The sequence below is a fragment of the Wolbachia endosymbiont of Onchocerca volvulus str. Cameroon genome (assembly GCF_000530755.1).
GTDB lineage: Bacteria > Pseudomonadota > Alphaproteobacteria > Rickettsiales > Anaplasmataceae > Wolbachia.
Genome location: NZ_HG810405.1, coordinates 739207 through 763372, shown reverse-complemented (window position 1 = coordinate 763372; position 24166 = coordinate 739207). Strand labels below are relative to the sequence as shown.

Here is a 24166-nt window from a genome sequence, read left to right as displayed (position 1 = left end):
CACTATTTTATATATGATAATGCTTATACTGTATGCTAACGAAGAAGTCTGTATAAACTGTCTTATATAATAAAGATTGGGTGGATTTCTCTTTATCTTTCAAGAAACGGTGGAGTAGATTTGTGCTAAACCTGATTTATTTATAGAGAGTTTATCTAGTAAACTAAGAAGTTTTTTATAAGCTATTTTAGCAGTAAGCTTAAGTTAAAAAAAGTATACTGTCTACTTGAGCAGTAGGTGTTTTAAAGCTATATTTGTCAATTCAGTAAAATTTAAGAGTATTACTAGCTTAGTAGTATGAAGCATTTAATAAACTACTGTTTTTAAATTTGATTAGATTTAATCAAGAAAAAGTTAGGATTTTCAATAGCTTATCTAAAATCTAATCCATAGTTGATATTACTGCAGTGAAATTGTATATATTATCGGTTTAATGCTTGTATGTTTTCTCTAGTCAGATGTGAAAGGTTGCCTAAAAAACTCTAGTGAATTAGAAAAATCCTTTATCTTGCCTATTTTTTGTTTGGAAGTTTCTTTTCCTTTCTTTTTATTGTACCTTAGTGACATTTTGTAAGCATCTGGCAAATGTTTACTTTTTAACTCTTATTAAGCTCGTACTTACAGGTAACGGATAGCATTCTTTTTTACGTGGAAAATTTGGTTTTCAATTTTGTTTCCTTCATATCATCTTAAATAAGCATGAACATTATCACCAAGTTCTAGGAATTAGTAGATGATATAAATAATCTTATTAAAGAATTAAATAGTATACACCTACAGAAAGATTAGCGTCCAATATACGGTATTATACCTTCTTTTTTTCCAAGTGACAGCAATACTAACCTTGTTTTTGCTTTCTTTCTTTGTATTGACTAGTTCTTACATGTACTTATAGTATTAAATTTGTCAAGTGTTGCTATTGCTTGATAAGGAAGCAGCATATCCTATATTTGATTGTAATTATAGTAGTTAAATATTCCTTTAAAAGAATCCTCTAAGTTTTCTAGCGCGACTTGGATGTTTTAATTTGCGCAGAGCTTTTGCTTCTATTTGCCTAATTCTCTCACGTGTTACGTTGAAGATTCTTCCTACTTCCTCTAATGTGTGTTCCTTTCCATCTTTACCAAGGCCAAAACGCATTCTTAGAATTCTCTCTTCTTTTGGCGTTAAAGTTGCAAGAACATTAGTTGTAATGCCTCGTAAATCAGCAAGTATTGCAGCATCTTCTGGTTTTGAAACTCGCTTATCTTCTATACAATCACCGAAAGTGCTACTGTCATCCTTTCCTGTTGGAGCCTCAAGACTTACCGGATCTCTTGCTATTTTCATAACTTTACGTATTCTTTCCAAGGGCATTCCAAGTTCTATACTCAATTCCTCTAATGTAGGCTCTCTTTCCATCTCATGAGTTAACTTTCTTAGTGTTCTATTGATTTTGCTAATAATTTCTACCATGTGAACCGGTATTTTAACCACTTTGGACTGTTCTGGTATTGCTCTAGTGATTGATTGCCTTACCCACCAAGTTCCATAAGTTGAAAATTTGTATCCACGTTTGTAATCAAATTTATCCACAGCCTTCATGAGACCGATATTGCCTTCTTGTATTAAATCAAGTAAAGCAAGACCTCTGTTTGAATATTTTTTAGCGATAGAAACTACTAGCCTTAAATTAGCTTTGATCATCTCCTGTTTTGCTTCAGAGATTTCTCGTTCATGTTTTTGTATTTTTTTGATTAATTCCTTAAATTCTTGTACATTATCTTCTTGTACATACTGCTTTATATTATTTAAAGTATTAGTTATGTATTCAAAATTGTCATTTATAAACTTTGCGAATTTGTTTTTTACTTCATCTTTGAGAAAAGATAGATTTTTATTAATTTTTAAAAGATCTATATTTTTTGACTCATACTTTAATAGTATGTTATCATAAACCTTGTAGAAACTTTCTCTATCGATCTCGTATTTTTTAGCTTCAGAAATAAGATTGGCTTCTTCAAGCATAATAGATCTATTTATATTATAAAGTTTTTGTGTGATTTTAGCAGTAGCGGTGTCGCTTAATTTAATTTGTAGCGCGGTGGACCATATTTGATTATATAAATCTTTATATGTTAATTCACTAGAAGAATTTTTTTTTAGTGTTAGTGCTTTATTTGCTAAAGTAATTATCTCATCTAGTGCAACCATTACCTTAGGTAATAAATCATTTTCCATTTCGAGGATAGAAACATTTAAGTTTGTTGAACTTATATCTTCGTTACCGCTTTCTTGCTCGTCGTTGTTTTTTTTGTTATCCGTTTTATAATCTTCGCAGTGTTTATCATTTTCAGCATCTTCAGAACCATTAATATCTTCAATATTTTCTTTAACATCTTCTTTAGGCATTGCATTAAAATCGGAATTATAAATTGCATCTAGGTCTATGATTTCTCTCAGTGAGAGAGATCCGCTGCTCAAATCATCACGCCATGCTTTTATCATTTTTAATGTTGCTGATGTTTCAATTATTGCACGTAGCATATTGTGCTTTTCAGATTCAATTTTTTTTGCTATTGTGATTTCATCTGTTCTTGATAAGAGTTTCACAGAGCTCATATCTTGTAGATAAACTCTTACTGGATCGTCATTTTGTATTAAAGTTGTAGCAGCGTTTGATAATGTATCGTCGTCATCTAGTTTGCTGTCATTATTATTGGAGGGAGCATCCTCTTCATCTTCGCTACTTTCAAGTATGTTAATTCCGGAGTCTTGCAATAGGGATACGGTATCATCTATAAAATCAGATGAAAAATTTTCGTCTGATAATTTTTCATTTATATCATCAAAAGTGATAAAACCACCCTTTCTTATACTTTTGGTTACGAGATCTCTGATGATTTTTTTCTTATCTTCTTCGTTATTAATAGCTGACATTATTACCTTTGTAATCTAAACTTTATTTACTATGCTAGTAAATAGACCTTCAATGAATGAAAGCCTATGGTTTAGCTTCTGGCTACTTATTACTTCGTATAGTTTAAGATACTATTAATTCACATATATTTATCTTGGTCAATTTTTCCATATTTTTCTTCTATTTTTACTGCTATAGATAACCCAACTGAAAATGTTGCAATTCCAACTACTATGGCAGTAAGCATTAGAACTTGCGGTATAGGATTACTATATAAATGAAGACTTGGTACCAGTATAGGGGGTAAGGAGTTTTTTATATATCCTAAAGATATATAAAATAACAAAACGGATGCTTGAAAAACATTTATTCCTATCATTTTCTTGATTAAATTTTTGTCATTTATGATAATGTATAAACCCAGCATCATTAATATAATAATAATTGTATAGTTATATAAAGTCATTATTTTTTTTACGGGTAAAGCTTATGTATATAATAAGCATGGAGGAACAGACAGTAAGTGCTATACCTAGTTCCGCCAAGAAAATACCTAATTTTTGACCAGTAACATTGTTAGCTAACAGTATATCGTAAGATAAAAAACTTTGGCCAAGTAAAACTGTTGCAATGCCTGTTCCTCCATAAATTAAAATACCTAATATATTAGTAAATTTAATCACAGAATAGGGTATCGCTTTTAAAGTTGTGGATATACTAAATATCATTGAATACAGTATTATTCCAGAAGCGATAATTATTCCTGCTTGAAAACCTCCACCTGGAGTGTAGTCACCGTGAAATTGTATATATAGAGCGAATAGAATAATAAAGGGTATCATCAAAAATGATATTGTATTTAACACAGGATCTTTAACCATTCTTATTCTTTTTCTTCTTTTAGTGTCAGTATTATACAGAGTGCTGCGGTAAAAACTACTATAGTTTCGCCAAATGTATCATAGCCACGGAGGCTTGCTAAAATGGCCGTTACTATGTTAGGAACACCAGTAATTTTTTCAGTATTTTCTATATAATAAGGAGCAACATGCAGGTGGATTGGAGCATCATGGCTGCCGAAATCTGGTAGTTGAGTCATAAAGTATGATAAACATATAGCTAAAAATGACATAAAAAAAAGCATTATAGGACTGTGAGATAGATTTGTTTTATGGTTCTTTATTAAAGAAAGTGCGGCAAACGTAAAAACTGTACTAAGTCCTGCACCAACTGAAGCTTCAGTAATTGCAACATCGGGTGCATTCATAATTAGGTACATAAGTGCAATAAGTGAGCTGAATGCGCACATTAGAATACCACTCATAATTAAGTGTTTTGAAAGGACTATAAAAACTGTAACCATAAGTAACAGTAAAAGTAATGTTATATTTAGTATTTCTAACATTTTAATCTTTTTTAATAGTTTTTTCCTTACTTCTATAGTAAGTATGCGCTAGAATATAACTATTAGTTGAATTGGCTACCCATAGTATAAGAATCAATAATATGATTTTGACAGTGTTAATTGAAAGTTTATTTTGCAGAGCAAAACCAATTAACAATAACATTGCGCCACTAGAATCTGTAATGCCTGCTGCATGTAATCTAGTGTAAAAACTTGGGAATCTAATTATCCCTATAGTTGAGATAATTACTAAACATATACCTAAAAATATAAAAGTAGACCCTATCATAAATTATCGAAGCAACACTAATTTCATTAATGCTAAGGTTGATATAAAGCTAATGCCAGCATATAATAGCGCTATATCAAGCAAAAAGACGCTGTTTAAAATAATCGATATTGCTGGTATAAGTAGAACTACTTGTGTTGAAAAATTGTTAAACGCTAGCACTTTATCATAAATAGTCGAACTGAATACTGTATGGCATAACATTGTAACAATGCAAAATAATAGTACATAAACAGCAGCGTGAATCATTTATAAATTACAAACTCTTTAGTAGCCTTCTACTTGATTTGCTCTTTGTCGTCTATTTTTTATTATCTTGATCATCTGTTTTACTTTTTACTTCGTTGCCTTGGATATTAGTACTTTCTTGATTTACACCAGAACTTACGTTGAACTTGTTATGAGGAGAACTCAGTAGCTTTTCTAACTTGCTTATGTTACTTATATTTTCTTTCATATATCCTTTGCATCTACTTACCAAGAGATTAAATAGCTCGTGAATATTTACCTGTCTTTCTGCTATTTCATATAAAGAAATAATAGTATTTTTATGACCCTTGAACTCATCTGCTTGAATTGAACTGCTTGCTCCTGTATTTAAATCATGTGTTCTCTGACTTGCTAACAGAGCTAACTTAAAGCGGTTGCTTACTTGCCTTATACATTTTTCTATAATAGATTCAGCCATAAAATACTACTTGAATAAGTTTCATACTATACTATAAAAAACAAAATGTCAACTGTGTATTTCTTTAAAATCTAGCTTCGTGTTCAGATCTTACTGCTTGGTTTTCTGTTATCGTAATTGTTATTTCATGTTCGAATTTTTTGAGAAAGCTTAATAGTCTTTCTAAGGAGAAACCATCTGTTTTGCCATTTTTAATTTGTGATATCTTTGGTTGGTCAACACCTAGCTTTTCGGCTGCATGAGCTTGAGTCCAAGCGTTTCTTTCTATAACTTTACTGATTATGTTAAGCAACTTCTTTTTTACTTCTACATTGCATGAATTATTGTTTAACGATATTATTTCCATATATACTTACCTATCAATAGCTCTGTAAAACATTACAACATAAATTTGATATCTCAAAGTGTTAATATCATATAATTTATGCTAAATAATTATATGATATTAATACGGCAAGACTTTGAATTTATTGTTGTTGATATTTTTATCAGATTTACGTTAATTTTAAACTATTATTTAGCCTTAAAAGGTCGTTTATAGCAAGAACTGGTAATAACTACAAAATTTAGGATAAATTTTTCTATTTTATATGAAAAAAGAGAGATTTATGTTCCTATGTCTTAAGTGTGGATGCTTATTTATAACTTTTATTTTAGTAAGAATGCTATACACTATTACTTGTAATTCAAATATTTGTTGTTTTTTAACTGGAACACTGTTTAGTTAATAGATTAAATTGTGTTTAATATGACAGAAGTAGAAAAAGATGTTGCTATAATTATGGGAAGTCAGTCAGATTATAGTACTATGGTTTATGCTGTTGATATGTTAAAAGCATTAGGGATTTCGCATAATGTATTTATAATATCTGCGCATAGGACACCAGAAAGGCTCTTTAATTTTGCTAAATCTGCACAAGAAAAAGGTTATAAAATTATTATAGCTGGTGCAGGGGGAGCAGCTCATTTACCTGGTATGGTAGCGTCGCTTACTTGTTTACCTGTTATTGGTGTTCCTGTGTATAGTAAAGAGTTAAATGGGTTGGATAGTCTATTATCGATAATGCAAATGCCAAAGGGTGTTCCGGTTGCAACTATGTCTATAGGAGAAAGTGGAGCATGCAATGCTGCTATTGCAGCAGCATCTATGTTATCAATTTCTAACAGTGAAATTGCAGGTAGATTAAGGAAATGGAGAAGCAAACAGACAGATTTAGTAAAAGAAAAACCAGCACCGTAATAGGCTTATGGCAATAGTTCTTTTAGACGCAAAAACTATAAATCGTATAGCAGCAGGAGAAGTAATTGAGAGGCCAACAAGTGTGGTCAAGGAGCTAATAGAAAATGCAATAGATGCTGGAAGTTCAAAAATAGAGATTAAAATAGAAAGCGGTGGGCGTAATCTTATTACTGTTATAGATGATGGAAATGGAATGGAGAAGGGTGATTTAAAACTTGCATTTATGCGCTACACTACTTCAAAATTGAATGATAGTGAATTAATAGAAATTAAACATCTTGGTTTTAGAGGGGAAGCGCTACCATCGATAGCGGCAGTAAGTAGAGTAAAGTTATCGTCTAGAGCAAGAGGAACAAATGAAGCGTGGTCTGTAGGTTATGAGGGTGGAGAAGAAGTAGTAGAAATTACGCCTTGTTCTTTATCGCAGGGTACACATGTTGAAGTTCGTGATTTATTTTTTGCTACTCCGAATAGACTGAAATTCCTAAGAACTGAAAGAGCAGAGACTCAAAATATTGTTGATATTGTAAACAACTTAGCGATGGCCAGCTATAATATCGGATTTAATCTCAGTTCAGGCAATAAAAAGCTCTTAAAATATGTCAAGCAAACCTCATTATTTAGTAGACTATGTGAAATAGAAGAAGAATTTTATGGCAATGCTTTGGAAATTGATGAAGAAAAAGATGGTATTAGACTTATAGGACACATCTGCAAGCCAACTGTTAATTATAGCAAGTCAACTATGATTTATACATTTGTGAATGGAAGACCGATTAAAGATAATCTACTTATCGGTGCAATTCGATATGCGTATCATGATTTTATTCCGAGCGACAGGTATCCTTTTGTAGCATTGCATTTAAAGGTACCATATGACCAAGTAGATGTGAATGTGCATCCGAACAAGTTAGAAGTAAGGTTTCAGGATAAGAGGGTAATATATGAGATAGTGACAAGGGGGATAATAAAAGCATTATCAACTAGAATAGGTATTTCTGATGTCATTCCAGCATGTAATTCTGAAATCTGCAGTGAATTCCGGCATTCAATTACTTCAATAACGGGTGGTTTCGTTAAAAACATGTTACCTAGTGCATTTAGTACTCGTAAAGGATTCTATAAGGAAAAGTCAAGCAATTTAGATAATCAGCTAATGAAAGGGTTCAATTTGCTAAATAAGGGAGAGAAAAGCTTATCAGAACGGTCAGAGTTATTTGATTGTACTGGTATACAAAAATCTCCATTACAAGCAGAGACTATGGTTTTAGAAAGGGAACAAATTAACTTGATAGAAAGCTATCCTCTTGGATTTGCACGTTGCCAGGTTTACAATATTTATATTATTGCTGAGGCTAGAGACAAATTAATTATAATTGATCAGCATGCAGCTCATGAGAGGTTAATTTATGAATGCTTAAAAAAAAAGTCAAGCATAAAAAGACAAAAGCTTTTTTTTCCTGAAGTAGTTGAAATTAAGAATCAAACTGGAATGGAGATGGTTGAGATTTATAAAAATAAGCTTTTTGAAATAGGTTTTGATATTGAAATTAAATCAGAAAATGAAGTTATAGCAAGAGAAATTCCTGCAATTTTGGGAACAATAGATGTGAAGGAGATGCTGATGAATATAGTTGATAGATTAACCGAAATAGAAGACACTTTACCAATAGAAGATAAAGTAAACAAAATATTAGCTACGATTGCTTGCTATGGATCGATTAGGGCAGGTAGAAAAATGAGGTTAGAAGAAATGAATATGCTGCTTAGGCAGATGGAAGAAACACCATATTCCGGGCAATGTAACCACGGAAGGCCGACTTACATAGAAATGAAACTAAGTGATATTGAAAAATTGTTTGGGAGGAAATGAGAAGTGCCGTGAGCATATAAACTTTTTATCACCCCTTTCTCGTTATTTACACTTTACAAATATTGTGACTTCAAGAATTCAAATCCAACGTAAAACTGCTTAACAAGCCTTGCCAATTTTCCTATTTATGGTAATGAAAGTATTTAGTTGTCTTTAAGCTGCGCAGATTAAACGACGAAAGTGTATACTTAGTTAGTGTCTTATATTTAATTTTTGCACTATCTGTTTCTCTCATGTCTTTGTTAATTTTTTATCTCGAAAGATTCTAAGATTTCAAGCTGAAAACGTATTTATAAGTCGTTTAAGATAGTGTAGAATAGCTAGTTTGTAGAATGTTAAACAACTAGCTACTACAAGGTTTCTTTTATTTTCTTTTCTGCTTAGTAAATTTTCTAAATATTTATAGTTAGCCATATAATTATGAACGAAGATATGCTCTTACAACGGATAGCGTCATTCAACATGTAAGCTGGAAGTCTATATTTCTTTTTTTTAGATTTCCAGTGTTAGCTACTTGGGTAACATTATAAACGCTAATTCTGGTGCCGTGTATCATCTTATATTTTCTTTATATCAAAAAAACTTGTTTTTTAAAATGAATGATTGTACATTTTAATAAGCTAGAGTTATATATAAAATGGAGAGCTTAAAGGAACTATCTTTAAGAATCAAGAATATTAGATCTGTACAGAAAATCACGAAAATAATGCAAATGGTTTCTGCAGTAAAGTTATTGCAGAGCCAAAAAAAGTTATCAAATTCAAGATTGTATATATCTAAGCTGCATAACATTGTTTCTTCATTGCTGGTATCAGTTGATCAAGAATTTTTGGCAAAAATTTTAAATGTTGATAATGACAGTACTTATCTAGTATTTATTATTGCATCTGATCGTGGTTTGTGTGGTAACTTCAATTCTTCTATTGTAAGGTTTAGTCAAGAATATATTAGTAAGTTAATTATAAGTGGTAAAAAAGTAAATATTGTATTTTTTGGTAGAAAAGCTTTTGACATGGGTAAAAATAGGTTTGACTCTGAAGTTATCTTGAAGGTTGAAAACAGTAAGGGAATTACGTTAAAGCATATAGAATCTTTAATTGATGATATTGATCTCAGTAAATACAACAAAGTCAAGGTTTTCTATAACAAATTTTATAATACCTTCACACAAAAACCGACATTGGAAACAATAAAGCCATGGAGTAAAGACTCATCTTTAATTATTAATTTTTTAACTATTTCAATGGTAGGTTATGGCTATGGGTACGAACCGCAAAATACTGAATTTATTTTGCAATCTTTAATTCGAGATTATATTACAGCTGCTCTTTACTCTGCTTTACTTGAAAGTGTAGTAAGTGAGAATAGCGCTAGAATGGTTGCTATGGAATCAGCAAATAGAAATACCGAAGAAATGCTGAATAAATTAGCTCTACTTTACAATCGTTCTCGTCAAGCAGCGATTACAACCGACTTGATTGAAGTGATAGGTGGTGCAGAATCTTTATGAAAACCTAAGGAGGTAATAAATGGATATACTAAATATTGCAGCAGATATTATAAAATTAGTAAAAAAGCAAAATCAAAGCGCAGAAGTTTCAATATATGAAATTAACAAAATCTCAGTTTCTCAACGCCTATCAAAGGTTGAACAAATATCCCAATCTAAAAATTGCACTGTAGGAATCAGAGCTATAGTAGACAAAACTAAAGCTGCATATATTTCTACAAATGATTTAAACAATCTTAGTAATACGGTGAGTCAAGTAGTAGAAATGGCAAAGAATGTGCCAAAGGATCCTTATATTAATTTTGCTGTAGATGGAGGTAATTATACTTCTTCTACAGATTTAGGTATCTTAGATAACAGTGTTGTAACTATTGATAATTTAAAAAAAATTGCTGAAGCTGCAGAAAATTCAGCTTTTTTATGTAAAGAAGTTGTTAATTCTGAAGGAGCCTCTGCTTCATATTCTTTAGTAAATACAGTGTTGTTTACTGTTTCTGGTTTTATCGGCTCATTTAGTAAATCAATCTTTGCTAATCAAGTTTCTGTTATTGCTGGAGGAAAAGGTGAAATGAAGGTTGGTTATAGTTACGATGTAGCGTGTAATTTTCACGACCTAAAATCGCCAAGGTTAATAGGAAAAGAAGCAGCAAAAAGAGCGATTGACCAATTGAATTCACGTTCAATTAAAACTGGCAAACTTCCAGTTATTTTTGAAAAAAGAGCAGCAAAAGAACTGGTAAAAAGTTTTGCTTCTGCTATAAATGGTAGTAGCATCGTAAGTAGCAGCTCTTTCTTGAGAAATAGTTTAAATACTCAGATCTTTAATAATAGAATTAACATCATTGATAACCCATTGCTACCGAAAGGTATAGAATCAAGACCTTTTGATGGAGAGGGGATAATTAGCAAAAAAAACATACTTGTAAAGAATGGAGTGCTGCAAAATTGGATTTTAGATCTGTACTCAGCTAAAAAACTAAATTTAGAAACAACTGGAAACGCAATACGTGCAAACAACGCTGCAATTGTTCCTGCAGCTAGTAACTTTTATATTGAAAATGGAAATATATCGTTTGAAGAGTTGATTGAGGAAGTGAAAGAGGGAGTATATATAACTGATTTATTTGGCTTTGGTGTTAATTTAATTAATGGTGATTACAGTCAAGGTGCGTCAGGGTTTTTTATAGAAAATGGAAAAATAACGTATCCAATACACGAAATTACTGTTGCTAGCAATTTAGAAAATATGTTTAATAACTTGGTTGTTGCAAACGATTTAACTTTTTGTGGGCAGTTTAATTCGCCAACGATTAAAATTAATGAAATGATGATTGCAGGCTCGCTCGGTAATTAGAAATTCTAGTTGCATTAAATACAATAATTGTGTACTATAACCATGTAATGTTAGAGTAGACTATGGAGTATAGAGGTTTAGTTTTAATAACTAGACTTCAAGCATTTTCAGTTGTAATTTCAAAGTTTTTCATCACATTAGCAATATTAGTCAATAATTTTAAGGGGGTGTTTACATGGAATTTGGTAATATAAAGTGGTTTAGCACTGAAAAAGGTTATGGTTTTATTGTGCCAGAAGCTAAAGGCAGCGATGTTTTTGTGCATATTAGTACATTAGAGCGTTCAGGGATAAGACCTGATTCACTTAAAGGAGAAAATAAGGAAAAGGGAATAAAAGGAGAAAGAGTAAGCTATGAGCTCAGAGAAGAGCGCGGTAAGAATGGAGAAGGAAAAAAATCTGCAATAAATTTAAAGTTGTTAGAAAGTTAACTAGATTTCGATGGTAAGAGTTTTTAATAGAGCTATAGGCAGCTTTCATGAAATGGATCTTCCAGTTTCACTCAAGCAAGTTCTAGATAAACATAATTTTTTCATTCCAACTCCGATTCAAGCACAGGCAATTCCTCTAGCTCTACAAGGTAGAGATATTCTCGGTTCTGCTCAAACGGGAACTGGAAAAACCTTGGCATTTGTTATTCCGTTGATTGCTAAGTTGTTAGATGATTTTAGTGTTAGTTCAGCTTTAGTTATTGTGCCAACTAGAGAGCTTGCACAGCAGATAACAAATGAAATAAGAAAGCTTTTATCTCAAAATTCCGTGTTAAAAATTGCCTTGCTAATTGGTGGTGAGTCTATTTTTAAGCAGCTAAGTCAGCTTCAGAAAGAGCCACAAATTATGGTAGGTACTCCTGGTCGTATTATAGATCATATTGAACGTGAAGCTTTGATGGCCTATAATGTCAATACTCTTGTGCTTGATGAAATGGATCGTATGTTCGATATGGGCTTTGGAGTTCAAATTGAAGAGATTATGAAATATCTCCCAAAAATACGACAAACTCTCATGTTTTCTGCAACTCTTCCTAATAGTATAATGAAGCTTGCTGTGAAATATCTTGATCAGCCAGAACATATTTCTATTGAAAATGAAGTTACAATTTCTACAAAAGTTAAGCAAGAGATTATTTATGTATCAGAGCTAAAAAAATATGGTAAACTTATTACGCAACTATGTCAACGTGAAGGATCAATCATTATATTTGTTAAAACGAAACAAGGAGCAGATCAGTTAGCTAATAAATTGCGCAAAGATAACTATAGTGCTTTGGCAATTCATGGTAATTTAATGCAGCGCGAACGTGAAAGGGTTATTAGTTCTTTTCGTAATGGTCGTAATCAAATTATGGTTGCAACAGATGTTGCTTCTCGTGGTCTTGATATTCCACATGTTCAACATGTTATCAATTATGATGTACCACAATCGCAAGCTGACTATATCCATCGTGTAGGTAGGACTGCACGAGCTGGAGCTGAAGGACATGCATTATCTTTTGTCACACCTCAAGATAGGAGAAAACTACTTGTACTTTCGAGCATAGCAGGAGAACCAAATTTTGATTATAGTGCACAGTTTAAAAAATATAATAATAAGAAGTTCTTTAAAAGATCAGATGCATTGAAAGATACGGTAAGAGAAGGATGAATTCTTTTGAAGAAAAGAGCAGAGTGCTACGGAAGATATACTTCTCTGTTCTTTAGAATTTGAGTATGAAAAGTAAGAAGAAGTAGTCTAAAAAGTTATTGTATTCGGTAGAACTTGATCTGACAGTAAAAAAAGAATAAATAGGTGTATTAATTTATCTAGTTTTAACTATTTTAAATAACAAATATCTAAATCTTTAAATTTTAAAAAAATATTTATTAATATTTCACTATTTTTATGCCTAAGAGGAATCTCCTGTACAACTTTGAGTGTAAAATAATGTTGCGTAAAGTAGGAAAACTACCTAAATCTCCTTAAGCATTGTAGCAGTTAAAATTGATAGAAAAGTTATAGTTATTGCAATAATTCTTTTTAAGTTTCATCACCAACCTCTTAAAGGTGGTATAATGCGTCTTGCACTATCTTTTAAATAAGCAGGGCAGCAACTTTTTGTTTTTTTTTAGAACTTCATCAGGGGATTTTTACTACCTGTTTAATCAGGTAAAATAAAATTTCTATCTAAAGAGTCAAGTAAATTACAAAAATTAATAAGAGGCAAAATTTCTGGTACATTTGTTCTATCACATTGCCCTGCCGTTTCGATTGCCTATATAATTTTATTATGCTTAAATTAATATTTTTTATTAATGTATATTCTGTTACAATGAATTGAAAAGTTATCATCATTTCAGTCGCCTGTTTTATTATGTTGCTCAAAGTAGTGCTTTTTACTGTATTATAATATAAGTATGAATTTTCTTGATATTGCTATTGTTGATTAATTCATACTTTGAGCACGTAGCTTTCAGTAATTTACGTGATACAAGCGGTTACCTTTCCTGACTCTGATTACTTTCTCCCCGCCTTCTCTAATTAAAAAAAAGATTTATCATTCTTCTTAAGCTCCATTATATTGGAGATGTAGTTGACTTGTTGCAGGTGGGGAACAGCACCAAGTTATAATAACTTACGCACTTTCTTGGTATAAAGTCTAATTTTTTCTGTTAAATATATACTTTTATTAACAATAATTTTGTTAAAAGAATCATCCATCTGTAAACTGAAGAACTACATTACACTCAGAAAATCATCTATTTTTGAATAAGCCAGTAATACTTAAACAGACTCTTTGCTTTGTTTTGTACCTTTTAAAGATAACCTGATATTTAATCTGAAGATACTAGACGCTTTCTCAAAATGTAGAGTGATTTTTGCCTTTCCAATAAACATGGGCAATGAAAGTTCTTTACTACTTTTCCTCTTGTTTCCATCTTTGTGCAATCTTCTATAATAGTAACAGTTATTTCAGTCCAGCTTTTAAGAGTAGTTGTTTTACTGCTATCTCCTGTATGGATACAGAATGATAGAGCTGCAAGGCCTTAGTTATAAGGAGGGAAATGCCAGTTTTTGGGTGATAATGTGAATATTTCAACACCATCTTTTGTTACTCCAAGCGTGTGCTCGAATTGTGCAGAGAGTGAAAGGTCGCATGTTGTTACTGTCCAGCCGTCAAACTTGCTGAGCAAGGTTTCATGTCCTCCGGCATTGATCATAGGTTCTATTGTAAAAAACATACCCTCCTTTAAGATAAGATTTTCATCTTTATCATAAAAATGTAATACATTTGGCAGAGTATGAAAGGCTTTTCCTATACCATGCCCACAGTAGTTACGTACTATAGAATATCCAAAATCTTCAATATATTTTTCTATAGCAAGTCCTATTCTGTTCAATTTATTACCAGGTTTGACTTGTTTTATTGCTTCCATCAATGCGCCATAGGTAGCATTGCACAAACGTCTTGCTTTTATTGATGGTTTACCAACCCAAAACATGCGACTTGTATCACCATGCCAGCCATCTAAAATGACTGTAACATCTATATTTAAAATATCTCCGCTCTTAAGCGGTCTATCATCAGGAATACCATGACAGACAACAGCATTTTTTGAAGTACAGATTGACTTGGGATATCCTTTGTAATTGAGTGGAGCTGGAATTGCACCTGCTTTGGTTATAAAGTCATGACATAAGTCATTTAACTCATTAGTTGTTATTCCTACCTTTACATACGGTACGGTAAAATCAAGAGTTTCAGCTGCTAATCTGCCAGCTTTACGCATAAAGTCAAAGTCTTTTTGCGAATGTATAGTTATGTTCATGTTTCCCATGTATTATCCTAGCTATCATAACACTTTTATGCAAAGTTTACAGTTCTACTTATAAGTTTGTGTTATCAGAGTAAGTTCTATAGAGTTTGTTAAGATGTAAACCTTAAGCATTTTGATGCATTTCTACCAAAAGCTAGTGTATGTTACACAGTCATATGCTTTAAGTTAAAAGCAGCTACTTAAAACGATAATTTTAAATTATGGATAAAAAAGAAGAGCAAGAATATCAGTGGTTTATAAATTTAGTATTCACAATAGAAAAATTGATGTATACCTAAATTTAAGCAGTAAGCATTTTAAAACTGTGTTTATCAATTCAGTAAAGTTTGAGAGAGTATTAATGATTTAGCTGTATGAGGCATGCAATAAACTATTATTATAAAGTTTGATTAGACTTGATTAAAATTAAGGTTTTTAGTAATTTACCTAAAAACTTAATCAAGAGTTGTAAATTTTGTCACTTCAATGCTTGGTAACGGAAACTACATAAAAAAACTGCCACATGTAGCATCTGCACAATTGTAGGTACTAATTGAGCACTATTCTTGGTAGTTTATTTAACTTGATTGGTCATAGTGTGATGCTACTACATTTTCTTTTTCACTAGGATGCAAGTAATAATTATTGCTCCTTAACAATTTTTCATCGTAAGTTTCGATATCAAAATATTTTTCGTATTTATTTATATCATTGCGAAGTGAGAGTGCCTTGATCTTGCTCATAATTAAGCCTGTACCAGCAGGAATTAATCTCCCTACTATAACATTTTCTTTTAACCCACTTAAAGAATCTTCCTTCCCGCAGAATGCTGCTTCTGTTAGAACTTTTGTTGTCTCTTGGAAGGAAGCAGCAGAAATAAATGAATTGGTTTCAAGGCTAGCTCTTGTGATTCCCTGTAGAATAGGAAGGTATTTAGCAAGCCGCTTGCCAGAATTATTCATAGCATCATTTTCTCTATCAACTTCCAACCTGTCAATGCTTTCTCCTACCAAGTAGGTAGTATCACCAGGATCAGTAATTTCTACTTTTTGCAACATTTGTTTTAGTATCACTTCTAAGTGTTTGTTGTCTATGCGAACACCCTGTAATCTATAAACTTGCTGTATTTCAGAAATCATATAGTGTGCTAAGGCCTCTAGTCCAAGTACACGTAAAATATCATGGAGATCAGGATCACCATCCATCAACAGGTCACCTTTACGCACAAAGTCACCCTCATTGACTATTACGTGCTTGCTTCTCGGTACTAAGTATTCACCTGGAGAGGTTTGGTCATCAACAGGTTTAACTAATATGCTACGTTTTCCTCTCCTATCTTTTTCAGAAAATGCCACATAACCGTCTACTTCACTAACAATAGCATGCTCTCTAGGGCGTCGTGCTTCAAATAACTCTATAACTCTTGGTAATCCACCAGTAATATCACGAGTTTTGACCGATTCCCTTGGCATTCTTGTAATGATGTCACCTGCTTGAACTTTTTGGCCATCTTGTACATTGAGTACTGCCCCTATTGGTATGAAGTAACATGCCTCAACACCACTTGCGAGTATCATTATTTCACCATTGTCGTCAAGCAGCACTATGCGAGGACGTAAATTAGCTCCACCAGAGTGCAATTTCCAATCTTTTACTACTTTGCTTGATATTCCTGTAGATTCATCCATAACCTCGGTGATTGATACTCCATCTTTCAGATCTTGGTAGGATACTGTACCTGTTTTCTCTGTGATGATAGGCAATGTATAAGGATCCCATTCTGCAACTTTGTCGCCAATTTTTACTAATTGACCTTCATCTGCATAAAGCTTGGAACCATAGGGCACACTATACCTTAATTTTTCACTACCAAGGCTATCAATCAATATAGCTTCACAAGAACGACTTATTACGATTTTATCCCCGTTTTTATCTATAATTATATTGCTATTGTTTAATTTTATTTTGGCATTAATAGAAGCTATAATATTTGAAGATTCAACGCCCCTAGTCATTACTCCGCCTATATGAAAAGTGCGCATTGTTAACTGGGTGCCAGGCTCTCCTACGGATTGAGCAGCTATTACACCTACTGCTTCACCTATTGAGACAACCCTGCCAGTTGCAAGATCTCTTCCATAACATAGTGTGCATATACCTGAGCTTACTTCACAGGTTAATGGTGATCTGATCTTTACAGCATCAAGACCTGCAATGTTAATTTGCTTTACCTTGATTTCATCAATTAATTCTCCTGCTTTTACTAATAATTCTTTTGTTACTGGGTTATATATATCGTTTGCAGCTGTTCTGCCCAGCACTACACTCTCTAAAGACGCAACTATAGTGCCTCCTTCAACTGTAGCTCTCACAACAAGACCATTTTTGGTTTCACAATCATGTTTTGTGACTATACAATTTTGAGATACGTCAACTAAACGACGAGTTAAGTATCCAGAGTTTGCAGTTTTGAGGGCAGTATCAGCAAGGCCTTTACGCGCGCCATGAGTAGAATTGAAGTACTCAAACACATTTAACCCTTCGCGGAAGTTGGAAACTATAGGTGTTTCTATAATTTCACCGGAAGGTTTAGTCATAAGTCCTCTCATTCCAGCTAATTGTTTCATCTGTGAAGTAGAGCCCCTTGCACCAGAGTTAACCATCATATACACTGAGTTATATTTGCTATTTTTGTTATATATAGATATTGCTTTTAACATATCATTGGCTATCATATCCGTGCACTTAGACCACTCATCTATAACTTTGTTATACCTCTCGCTTCTAGTGATTAACCCATCTTGATATTGCATAGAGAACTTCTTAATTTCACTTCTTGCATGATTAACGTGTATGGCTTTAGTTTCGGGTATAACCAGGTCACAACGACTAAAGGAAGTACCAGAAAGTGTAGCGTATTCAAAGCCAAGTACCATTAACTTATCACAAAATTCTACTGTAGCGCTTTGGCCACAGTTACGATATACTATGTCAACTATATTAGTTACTTCCTTAACTGTTAATAACTGATTTACAAGGTCAAAGTTTATATTCTTATGTTTTGGAAAGATCTGCCATAGCATTAAACGGCCAGGAGTTGTGTAAACAGTTTTATAGTGAATTTCATCATTACTGCTATGTTCTATCCTATACTTGATGTTAGAATGGATATGCAAAGTTCCATTATTCAAAGAGTGTTCAATTTCACCAAAGGTGCCTAAAAATAGCAAATCATCTTTTTTATTAGGTTGTTCTTGCAGAGTTAAGTAATATATACCAAGAATTATATCTTTACTAGGAACTATAATTGGCCTACCATTGGAAGGACTTAAGATGTTATTGGTTGACATCATCAATACCTTAGCTTCAAGCTGAGCTTCTAGTGAAATTGGTACATGCACTGCCATTTGATCGCCGTCAAAATCAGCATTAAATGCTGTACAGACAAGTGGATGAAGTTGTATTGCTTTGCCTTCAATAAGGATCGGTTCAAAAGCCTGGATACCGAGTCTATGTAAAGTTGGTGCTCTGTTTAACAAAACAGGATGCTCTTTTATTACTTCTTCCAATGTATCCCAAACTTCTGGTTTTTCTGCTCTTATCAATTTACTGGCAAATTTAATAGTTGGAGCCATACCATACATCTTGAGCTTTGAGTAAACAAAAGGCTTGAATAATTCAAGGGCCATCCTTTTTGGTAACCCACACTGATTTAACTTTAAAGTTGGACCAACAACTATTACAGAGCGTCCAGAGTAATCTACCCTTTTTCCTAATAGGTTCTGACGGAAACGACCTTGTTTCCCTTTTAGCATATCGCTGATAGACTTTTTATATCCAATGGTACCAACTTTATTTGCTAAAGCGTTACGACGGCTATTATCAAAAAGAGAGTCAACTGCTTCCTGTAGCATCCTTTTTTCATTACGAATCATGATTTCAGGAGGGTTCAAACTTAATAGTTTTTTTAACCTATTATTTCTATTAATAATAGTTCTATAATGGTGATTTAGATCAGAAACTGCAGGACGGCCACTTTCAAGAGATACTAAAGGACGTAAATCAGGTGGTAGAATAGGTATAGTTGTAAGTATCATCCATTCTGGCCTGTTTCCTGATTTGATGAAATTTTCAATGATACGTAACCTTTTTATAATCTTCTTTCTTCTTATTTCAGAAGCAACAGATTCTAACTCCTGTCTTAGATTTTTTCTAGTTTCATGTAAATCAAGACGAGCTAGCAATCCTCTTATAGCTTCAACACCCTGCATAACTACAAAGCTATCTGTTCCATAATTGTCTTTAGCTTCGTTGTAGGCTTTTTCACTAATAATCTCACCTTTTTCAAAGGAGGAAACAAGAGGATCTATTACAACATAGTTATCGCTATATAAAATGTTTTCAATGTCTTTTAGAGACATATCTAATAATGCTCCAATCCTTGAAGGAAGTGATTTCAAAAACCATATATGAGCGACAGGAGATGCAAGCTCTATATGACCCATCCTTTCTCTTCTCACCTTAGAGGATGTAACTTCTACTCCGCACTTTTCGCATATGCGACCTCTATGCCTTCTTTTTTTGTATTTTCCACATAAACATTCATCGTCATTGACAGGACCGAAAACCTTAGGACAAAATAATCCACCTTTCTCAACTTTAAATGTTCGATAATTTGCAGTTGAAACATCTTTTATCTCGCCGTAAGACATAGATTTAATACTTTCAGGGCTGGCGATTGATATGCTAATCTTATCGAAAGATTGTGCAATATTAGTATAAGATATGTCTTCAATAGCCACATCATTTTGTTTCAAAGCTACATTTAAACATAGAGAACGTAGTTCTTTTACCATTACATTGAAAGATTCGGGAGTTCCGCACTCGAAGTTGCTATCACCTTTTATTATCGATTCATAAATTTTAATTCTGCCATTAATGTCATCAGATTTTACAGTCAACATTTCTTGTAAAGTGTAAGCAGCACCATAAGCTTGCAATGCCCAACATTCCATTTCACCGAGACGTTGGCCACCGAAATGAGATTTTCCTCCAAGAGGCTGCTGAGTAACTAAGCTATAAGGACCTACTGAACGTGCGTGAATTTTGTCGTCAACTAGATGATGTAATTTGAGCATGTACATATAACCAACTGTAACCTTACGGTCAAATTTTTCACCGGTACAACCATCGTACAGTATAGTTTGCCCAGAGTTATCTAAATCGGCAAGTTCAAATAATTTTGTTATTTTTTCGTCTTTTGGACCTTCAAATACAGGTGCAGCCACAGGAACGCCATCACGTAACTTATATGCAAACTCAATTAAATTATTATTGCTAATTTTATAAATATTGTTGCGAATAGATACGTTGCTACCACAGCTATAGACTTCAATAAGGAAATTACGTAAATTGTCATGAGCGCTTTTATAGGAGTTTAAATAATTTTCTACTAATGTATTTAGCTCATCATTTAGTGCTTTTTTGTTAGATCTATTGAAAATAGAAGCTGCTACTTCAGCATCACTAATTTCTTCAATTTTTCTATTATCAAGATATACTGCTGTGAATTTTGCAAAGCTATCACTGTTAAGAGATCTAATTTCCTTACAAAAAATACTTTTAATTTTATTAATTTCATCAAGAATGCTACTTACTTTTTCTCCTAACTTTTTACAAGCCCAACCTACATGAGCTTCCAATATTTGTCCTACATTCATTCTTGATGGAACACCAAGAGGATTAAGAATAATATCAATAGGAGTACCATCTTCTAAATAAGGCATATCCTCCACTGGTACAACTCGGGAAATTACCCCTTTGTTTCCATGTCTACCAGCCATCTTATCTCCTGGCTGCAGACTGTGCTTCACAGCAATAAAAACTTTTACTGACATTGACACACCTTGAGGTAGGTCATAACCTTCATTTAGTTTTTCTATTTTTTGTTTAAATTGTATTGTTGCGTTTAATATTTTTTTGTCAAAATCTTTTTTTAAGCTCTTAACTTGCTCAGAGATAGATTGGTCTTTTAATCCTATACTCCACCATTGTTCGCGTTCAATAGTATTAAGTTTTTTCTGATCTTGAGAACAAGAATTGGCAAGAAGTTTTTTTAGCTCGTCATAAAAATATTTACTAATAACATTGATTATGTAATCTCGCTCCTTTTCTAAATCTTCCATTTCTTTTTGCTTAATAAGCAATGCTCTCTCACTTTCTTCGACTCCCCTACGAGTAAAGACTCGTACATTAATAACTGTTCCTTCAACATCTGGAGGTGTATACAAGGAGGAATCTGCGCAATCGAATGACTTTTCGCCAAAAATTGTCATCAACAATTTTGTTTCGGGAGGTAGTGAAAAAGATGGTTTAGGTGTAACTTTACCTACCAGAATATATCCTGGTCCTACTCTTGTACCAACTTTTACTATACCACTATCATCTAAGTGGTATAGATTTTCTTCATTGACACCAGGTATAGCACGAGTTATTTTCTCTGACCCTAAAGGAGTATCATGCACAACACATTCGAATTCTTCTATATGGATAGAAGTAAATAGATCTTTTTTAACAACTTCACTGGAGATAACAATGGAATCTTCAAAATTATAGCCTTGCCAAGACATAAAAGCGACTAGCAAATTTTTACCAAGTGCTAGCTCACCATTGTTAATTGCAGGGCCATCAGCTATTACATCACCTTCTTTAACATAGTCACCTACACGTACTAATGGCTTTTGGTTAATGCAAGTATTGTGGTTGGAGCGTTGAAATTTTTTTAAATGATAAATATCTACGTCCAAGTAGTTAACCCTTTTTTCATCAAAAGCACGTATGACTATAGAATTGCTATCAGAGCTATCGACTATGCCATCGCGTTTTGCTAAAACTACGGCACCAGAACCAGAAGCTACAAAAGACTCCATACCAGTGGCAACCAAAGGAGCAGTAGGTTTTAATAAAGGTACAGCTTGGCGTTGCATGTTTGAACCCATTAATGCTCTATTAGCATCGTCATTTTCTAAAAATGGAATTAAAGAGGCTGCAACTGATATTACTTGTTTAGGAGATACATCAATGTAACTTACTTGATCACTACTTACCATGGTAAAATTTCCAGCGTACCTACAATATAACATGTCGTCGATAAAACAATTATTTTTATCAAGCTTTGCACTGGTATCAGCTATATAATATGAACCTTCATCTATTGCAGATAGATACTCAATTTGATCAGTAACGATCTTATTAATTACTTTTCTATAAGGGCTTTCGATAAAACCATATTTATTAACACGTGCATATATAGCTAAACTGTTGATTAACCCTATGTTTTGTCCTTCAGGGGTTTCAATTGGACAAATTCTTCCATAGTGAGTTGGGTGAACATCACGTACTTCGAATCCTGCACGATCTCTTGTTAAGCCTCCAGGACCTAGTGCTGATAGCCTTCTTTTATGAGTTATTTCAGATAATGGATTAGTCTGATCCATGAATTGGGATAGTTGAGAAGAATTGAAGAAATCTCTTAAGGAGTTGGTTAACACTTTCGGATTAATAAAATCTGATGGAGAAACTTTATCTAAACTAGAAGTAGACATGGAATCAATTATTACACGTTCCAATTTTAGTAACCCAGCTCTAAACTGATTTTCTATAAATTCCCCAACTGACCTCACTCTTCTATTTCCTAAGTGATCAATGTCATCTACAGATCCTTGGCCGTCACGTAACAGTACTATTTTTTTTACAATTTCAATGATATCTTCATGTGTTAAAACAGTTAAATTTTCATCGTAATTTAACCCGAGGCAAGAGTTAAGTTTCAATCTGCCAATGTTAGATAAGTCGTAATACTCAGGATTGAAGAAAAGATTATGAAAAAATTCTTCTACTATCTCTAAAACAGGGACTTCACCAGGACGTAAGACTCTATATATTTCATATAGAGCGTCTTGATAAGACATGCTTTCATCTAAAAGAAGAGTATTTAATATATAAGGTCCAACGGATAGATTATCGATATTTAATACTGATATTTCATTTATGGATAATAACTCAAGCTTTTTTACGTCTTCTGCCTTTATAGGCTCACCAGCAGATAAAATTTTTGTAGAGCTAACACTATCTATTAAATCTTCTGCAAGAAATAAACCACATACAGAATTAAAAGGCACTAGATACTCTTTTAGACCATCGTCATATAGCTTTTTGGCTAGCCTTGAAGTAATACGAACATTGTCCTTAAGCAACACATTGCCTTTAATATCTATTAAGTCAAAGGGTAATCTAACCCCTTTAAACCTGTCGAGCATAAAGGGTACTTTCCAACTGTTTCTATATTTTACATACTTTATCTTTTCATAGAATTTATCGAGTATGCTGTTGTTCGATAAGCCCAATGCCTTTAATAAAACTGAGATTGGTAGTTTTCTTTTTCTATCAATGCGAAAATACAAAAAATCTTTGACATCAAACTCAATATCGAGCCAAGAACCTCTATAGGGAATAACTCTAGCAGAATAAATTAATTTACCAGAGTTGTAAGTTTTTCCCTTGTCACTATCAAAAAATAAACCAGGTGACCTGTGCATTTGTGAAACGATGACTTTTTCCACACCATTAATGATAAAAGTGCCTTTATCAGTCATCATCGGTAATTCACAAAAGTGGACTTCCTGCTCTTCTATAAATTTTATAATGGTTGTAAGTTTAGAATGATCACCGCTCTTTTTAATTAGCTTATATTCATCGAGGGAAATACCATCTTGTATAACAACGAGACGTATAAAAGCAATGACTCGAGCAGAAAAAGTTATGCTGCGCTTTATGCATTCAGATTCATCGTACTTAGGATTATCTATTCTACAGCTTATAAACTCAATAGTAGCCCTATGCAAAGGATCATCTACTGGAAAGACTGAATGAAAGATAGATTCAAGTTTTTCATTACCATGATCTCCAGGAGTAAATGATTTGTATGACTCTTTTTGGACCTTAACTGGGTTTAGTAAAGAATCCTTTAAATCAATTGACCTAGAATAAGAGATTCTAGGGATAAAAGCACCGGAAATATACATACAAGAAGAATCAACCATTAAAATACCTCAAA

Annotated in this window: 16 protein-coding genes; 6 read left to right on the top strand and 10 right to left on the bottom strand. The window is 33.0% G+C overall.

Annotation, left to right across the window (positions count from 1 at the left end):
* Window positions 1-981: 981 nt before the first annotated feature.
* From rpoD to WOVOC_RS03180, 8 genes are all read right to left on the bottom strand, one after another.
* Complete coding sequence (rpoD, locus tag WOVOC_RS03215; RefSeq protein ID WP_025264292.1) at window positions 982-2919, bottom strand: RNA polymerase sigma factor RpoD; 1938 nt, start codon at window positions 2917-2919, stop codon at window positions 982-984.
* A 119-nt stretch (window positions 2920-3038) separates the two neighbouring features.
* A complete protein-coding gene (locus tag WOVOC_RS03210; RefSeq protein WP_014868788.1) occupies window positions 3039-3365 on the bottom strand; it encodes a cation:proton antiporter subunit C in 327 nt (108 codons plus the stop codon).
* Window positions 3352-3780, bottom strand: coding sequence for a Na(+)/H(+) antiporter subunit B (locus WOVOC_RS03205; protein ID WP_025264291.1), 429 nt, complete (start codon window positions 3778-3780; stop codon window positions 3352-3354). Before WOVOC_RS03205 ends, WOVOC_RS03210 begins: the two co-directional genes overlap by 14 nt.
* 2 nt (window positions 3781-3782) lie before the next feature.
* On the bottom strand, window positions 3783-4304 hold the full coding sequence (locus WOVOC_RS03200; RefSeq protein WP_014868786.1) for a DUF4040 domain-containing protein: 522 nt from the start codon (window positions 4302-4304) through the stop codon (window positions 3783-3785).
* A gap of 1 nt (window position 4305) precedes the next feature.
* A complete protein-coding gene (mnhG, locus tag WOVOC_RS03195) occupies window positions 4306-4593 on the bottom strand; it encodes a monovalent cation/H(+) antiporter subunit G (protein ID WP_025264290.1) in 288 nt (95 codons plus the stop codon).
* 3 nt (window positions 4594-4596) lie between these two features.
* On the bottom strand, window positions 4597-4797 hold the full coding sequence (locus tag WOVOC_RS04540) for a monovalent cation/H+ antiporter complex subunit F (protein WP_242368928.1): 201 nt from the start codon (window positions 4795-4797) through the stop codon (window positions 4597-4599).
* Between the two features lie 97 nt (window positions 4798-4894).
* Window positions 4895-5281, bottom strand: a complete 387-nt coding sequence (gene rpoZ, locus WOVOC_RS03185) for a DNA-directed RNA polymerase subunit omega (RefSeq protein WP_025264289.1) — start codon at window positions 5279-5281, stop codon at window positions 4895-4897.
* Window positions 5282-5345: 64 nt separating this feature from the next.
* Window positions 5346-5627 (bottom strand): helix-turn-helix domain-containing protein, encoded by a 282-nt coding sequence (locus tag WOVOC_RS03180; RefSeq protein WP_014868782.1) that lies wholly within the window; start codon window positions 5625-5627, stop codon window positions 5346-5348.
* Window positions 5628-6029: 402 nt separating this feature from the next.
* Between WOVOC_RS03180 and purE the strand changes: the two genes are divergently transcribed.
* From purE to WOVOC_RS04270, 6 genes are all read left to right on the top strand, one after another.
* Window positions 6030-6521: a 5-(carboxyamino)imidazole ribonucleotide mutase gene (gene purE / locus WOVOC_RS03175; RefSeq protein ID WP_029784325.1), complete on the top strand. Its 492-nt coding sequence runs from the start codon at window positions 6030-6032 to the stop codon at window positions 6519-6521.
* A gap of 7 nt (window positions 6522-6528) precedes the next feature.
* Window positions 6529-8394, top strand: coding sequence for a DNA mismatch repair endonuclease MutL (mutL, locus tag WOVOC_RS03170; protein ID WP_025264287.1), 1866 nt, complete (start codon window positions 6529-6531; stop codon window positions 8392-8394).
* Between the two features lie 637 nt (window positions 8395-9031).
* Window positions 9032-9904 carry an ATP synthase F1 subunit gamma gene (atpG, locus tag WOVOC_RS03165; protein WP_025264286.1) on the top strand — a complete coding sequence of 291 codons (873 nt, stop codon included), beginning with the start codon at window positions 9032-9034 and terminating at the stop codon, window positions 9902-9904.
* A gap of 19 nt (window positions 9905-9923) precedes the next feature.
* Complete coding sequence (locus tag WOVOC_RS03160; protein WP_025264285.1) at window positions 9924-11258, top strand: TldD/PmbA family protein; 1335 nt, start codon at window positions 9924-9926, stop codon at window positions 11256-11258.
* 175 nt (window positions 11259-11433) lie between these two features.
* Window positions 11434-11688 carry a cold-shock protein gene (locus WOVOC_RS03155; protein WP_025264284.1) on the top strand — a complete coding sequence of 85 codons (255 nt, stop codon included), beginning with the start codon at window positions 11434-11436 and terminating at the stop codon, window positions 11686-11688.
* A 10-nt stretch (window positions 11689-11698) separates the two neighbouring features.
* On the top strand, window positions 11699-12901 hold the full coding sequence (locus WOVOC_RS04270; RefSeq protein ID WP_242368927.1) for a DEAD/DEAH box helicase: 1203 nt from the start codon (window positions 11699-11701) through the stop codon (window positions 12899-12901).
* Between the two features lie 1379 nt (window positions 12902-14280).
* On the opposite strand, the gene map is transcribed toward WOVOC_RS04270, so the two are convergent.
* Both map and WOVOC_RS04535 read right to left on the bottom strand, forming a co-directional pair.
* A complete protein-coding gene (gene map, locus WOVOC_RS03135) occupies window positions 14281-15063 on the bottom strand; it encodes a type I methionyl aminopeptidase (RefSeq protein WP_081730869.1) in 783 nt (260 codons plus the stop codon).
* Window positions 15064-15629: 566 nt separating this feature from the next.
* A complete protein-coding gene (locus WOVOC_RS04535; RefSeq protein ID WP_025264283.1) occupies window positions 15630-24152 on the bottom strand; it encodes a DNA-directed RNA polymerase subunit beta/beta' in 8523 nt (2840 codons plus the stop codon).
* Window positions 24153-24166: the final 14 nt, after the last annotated feature.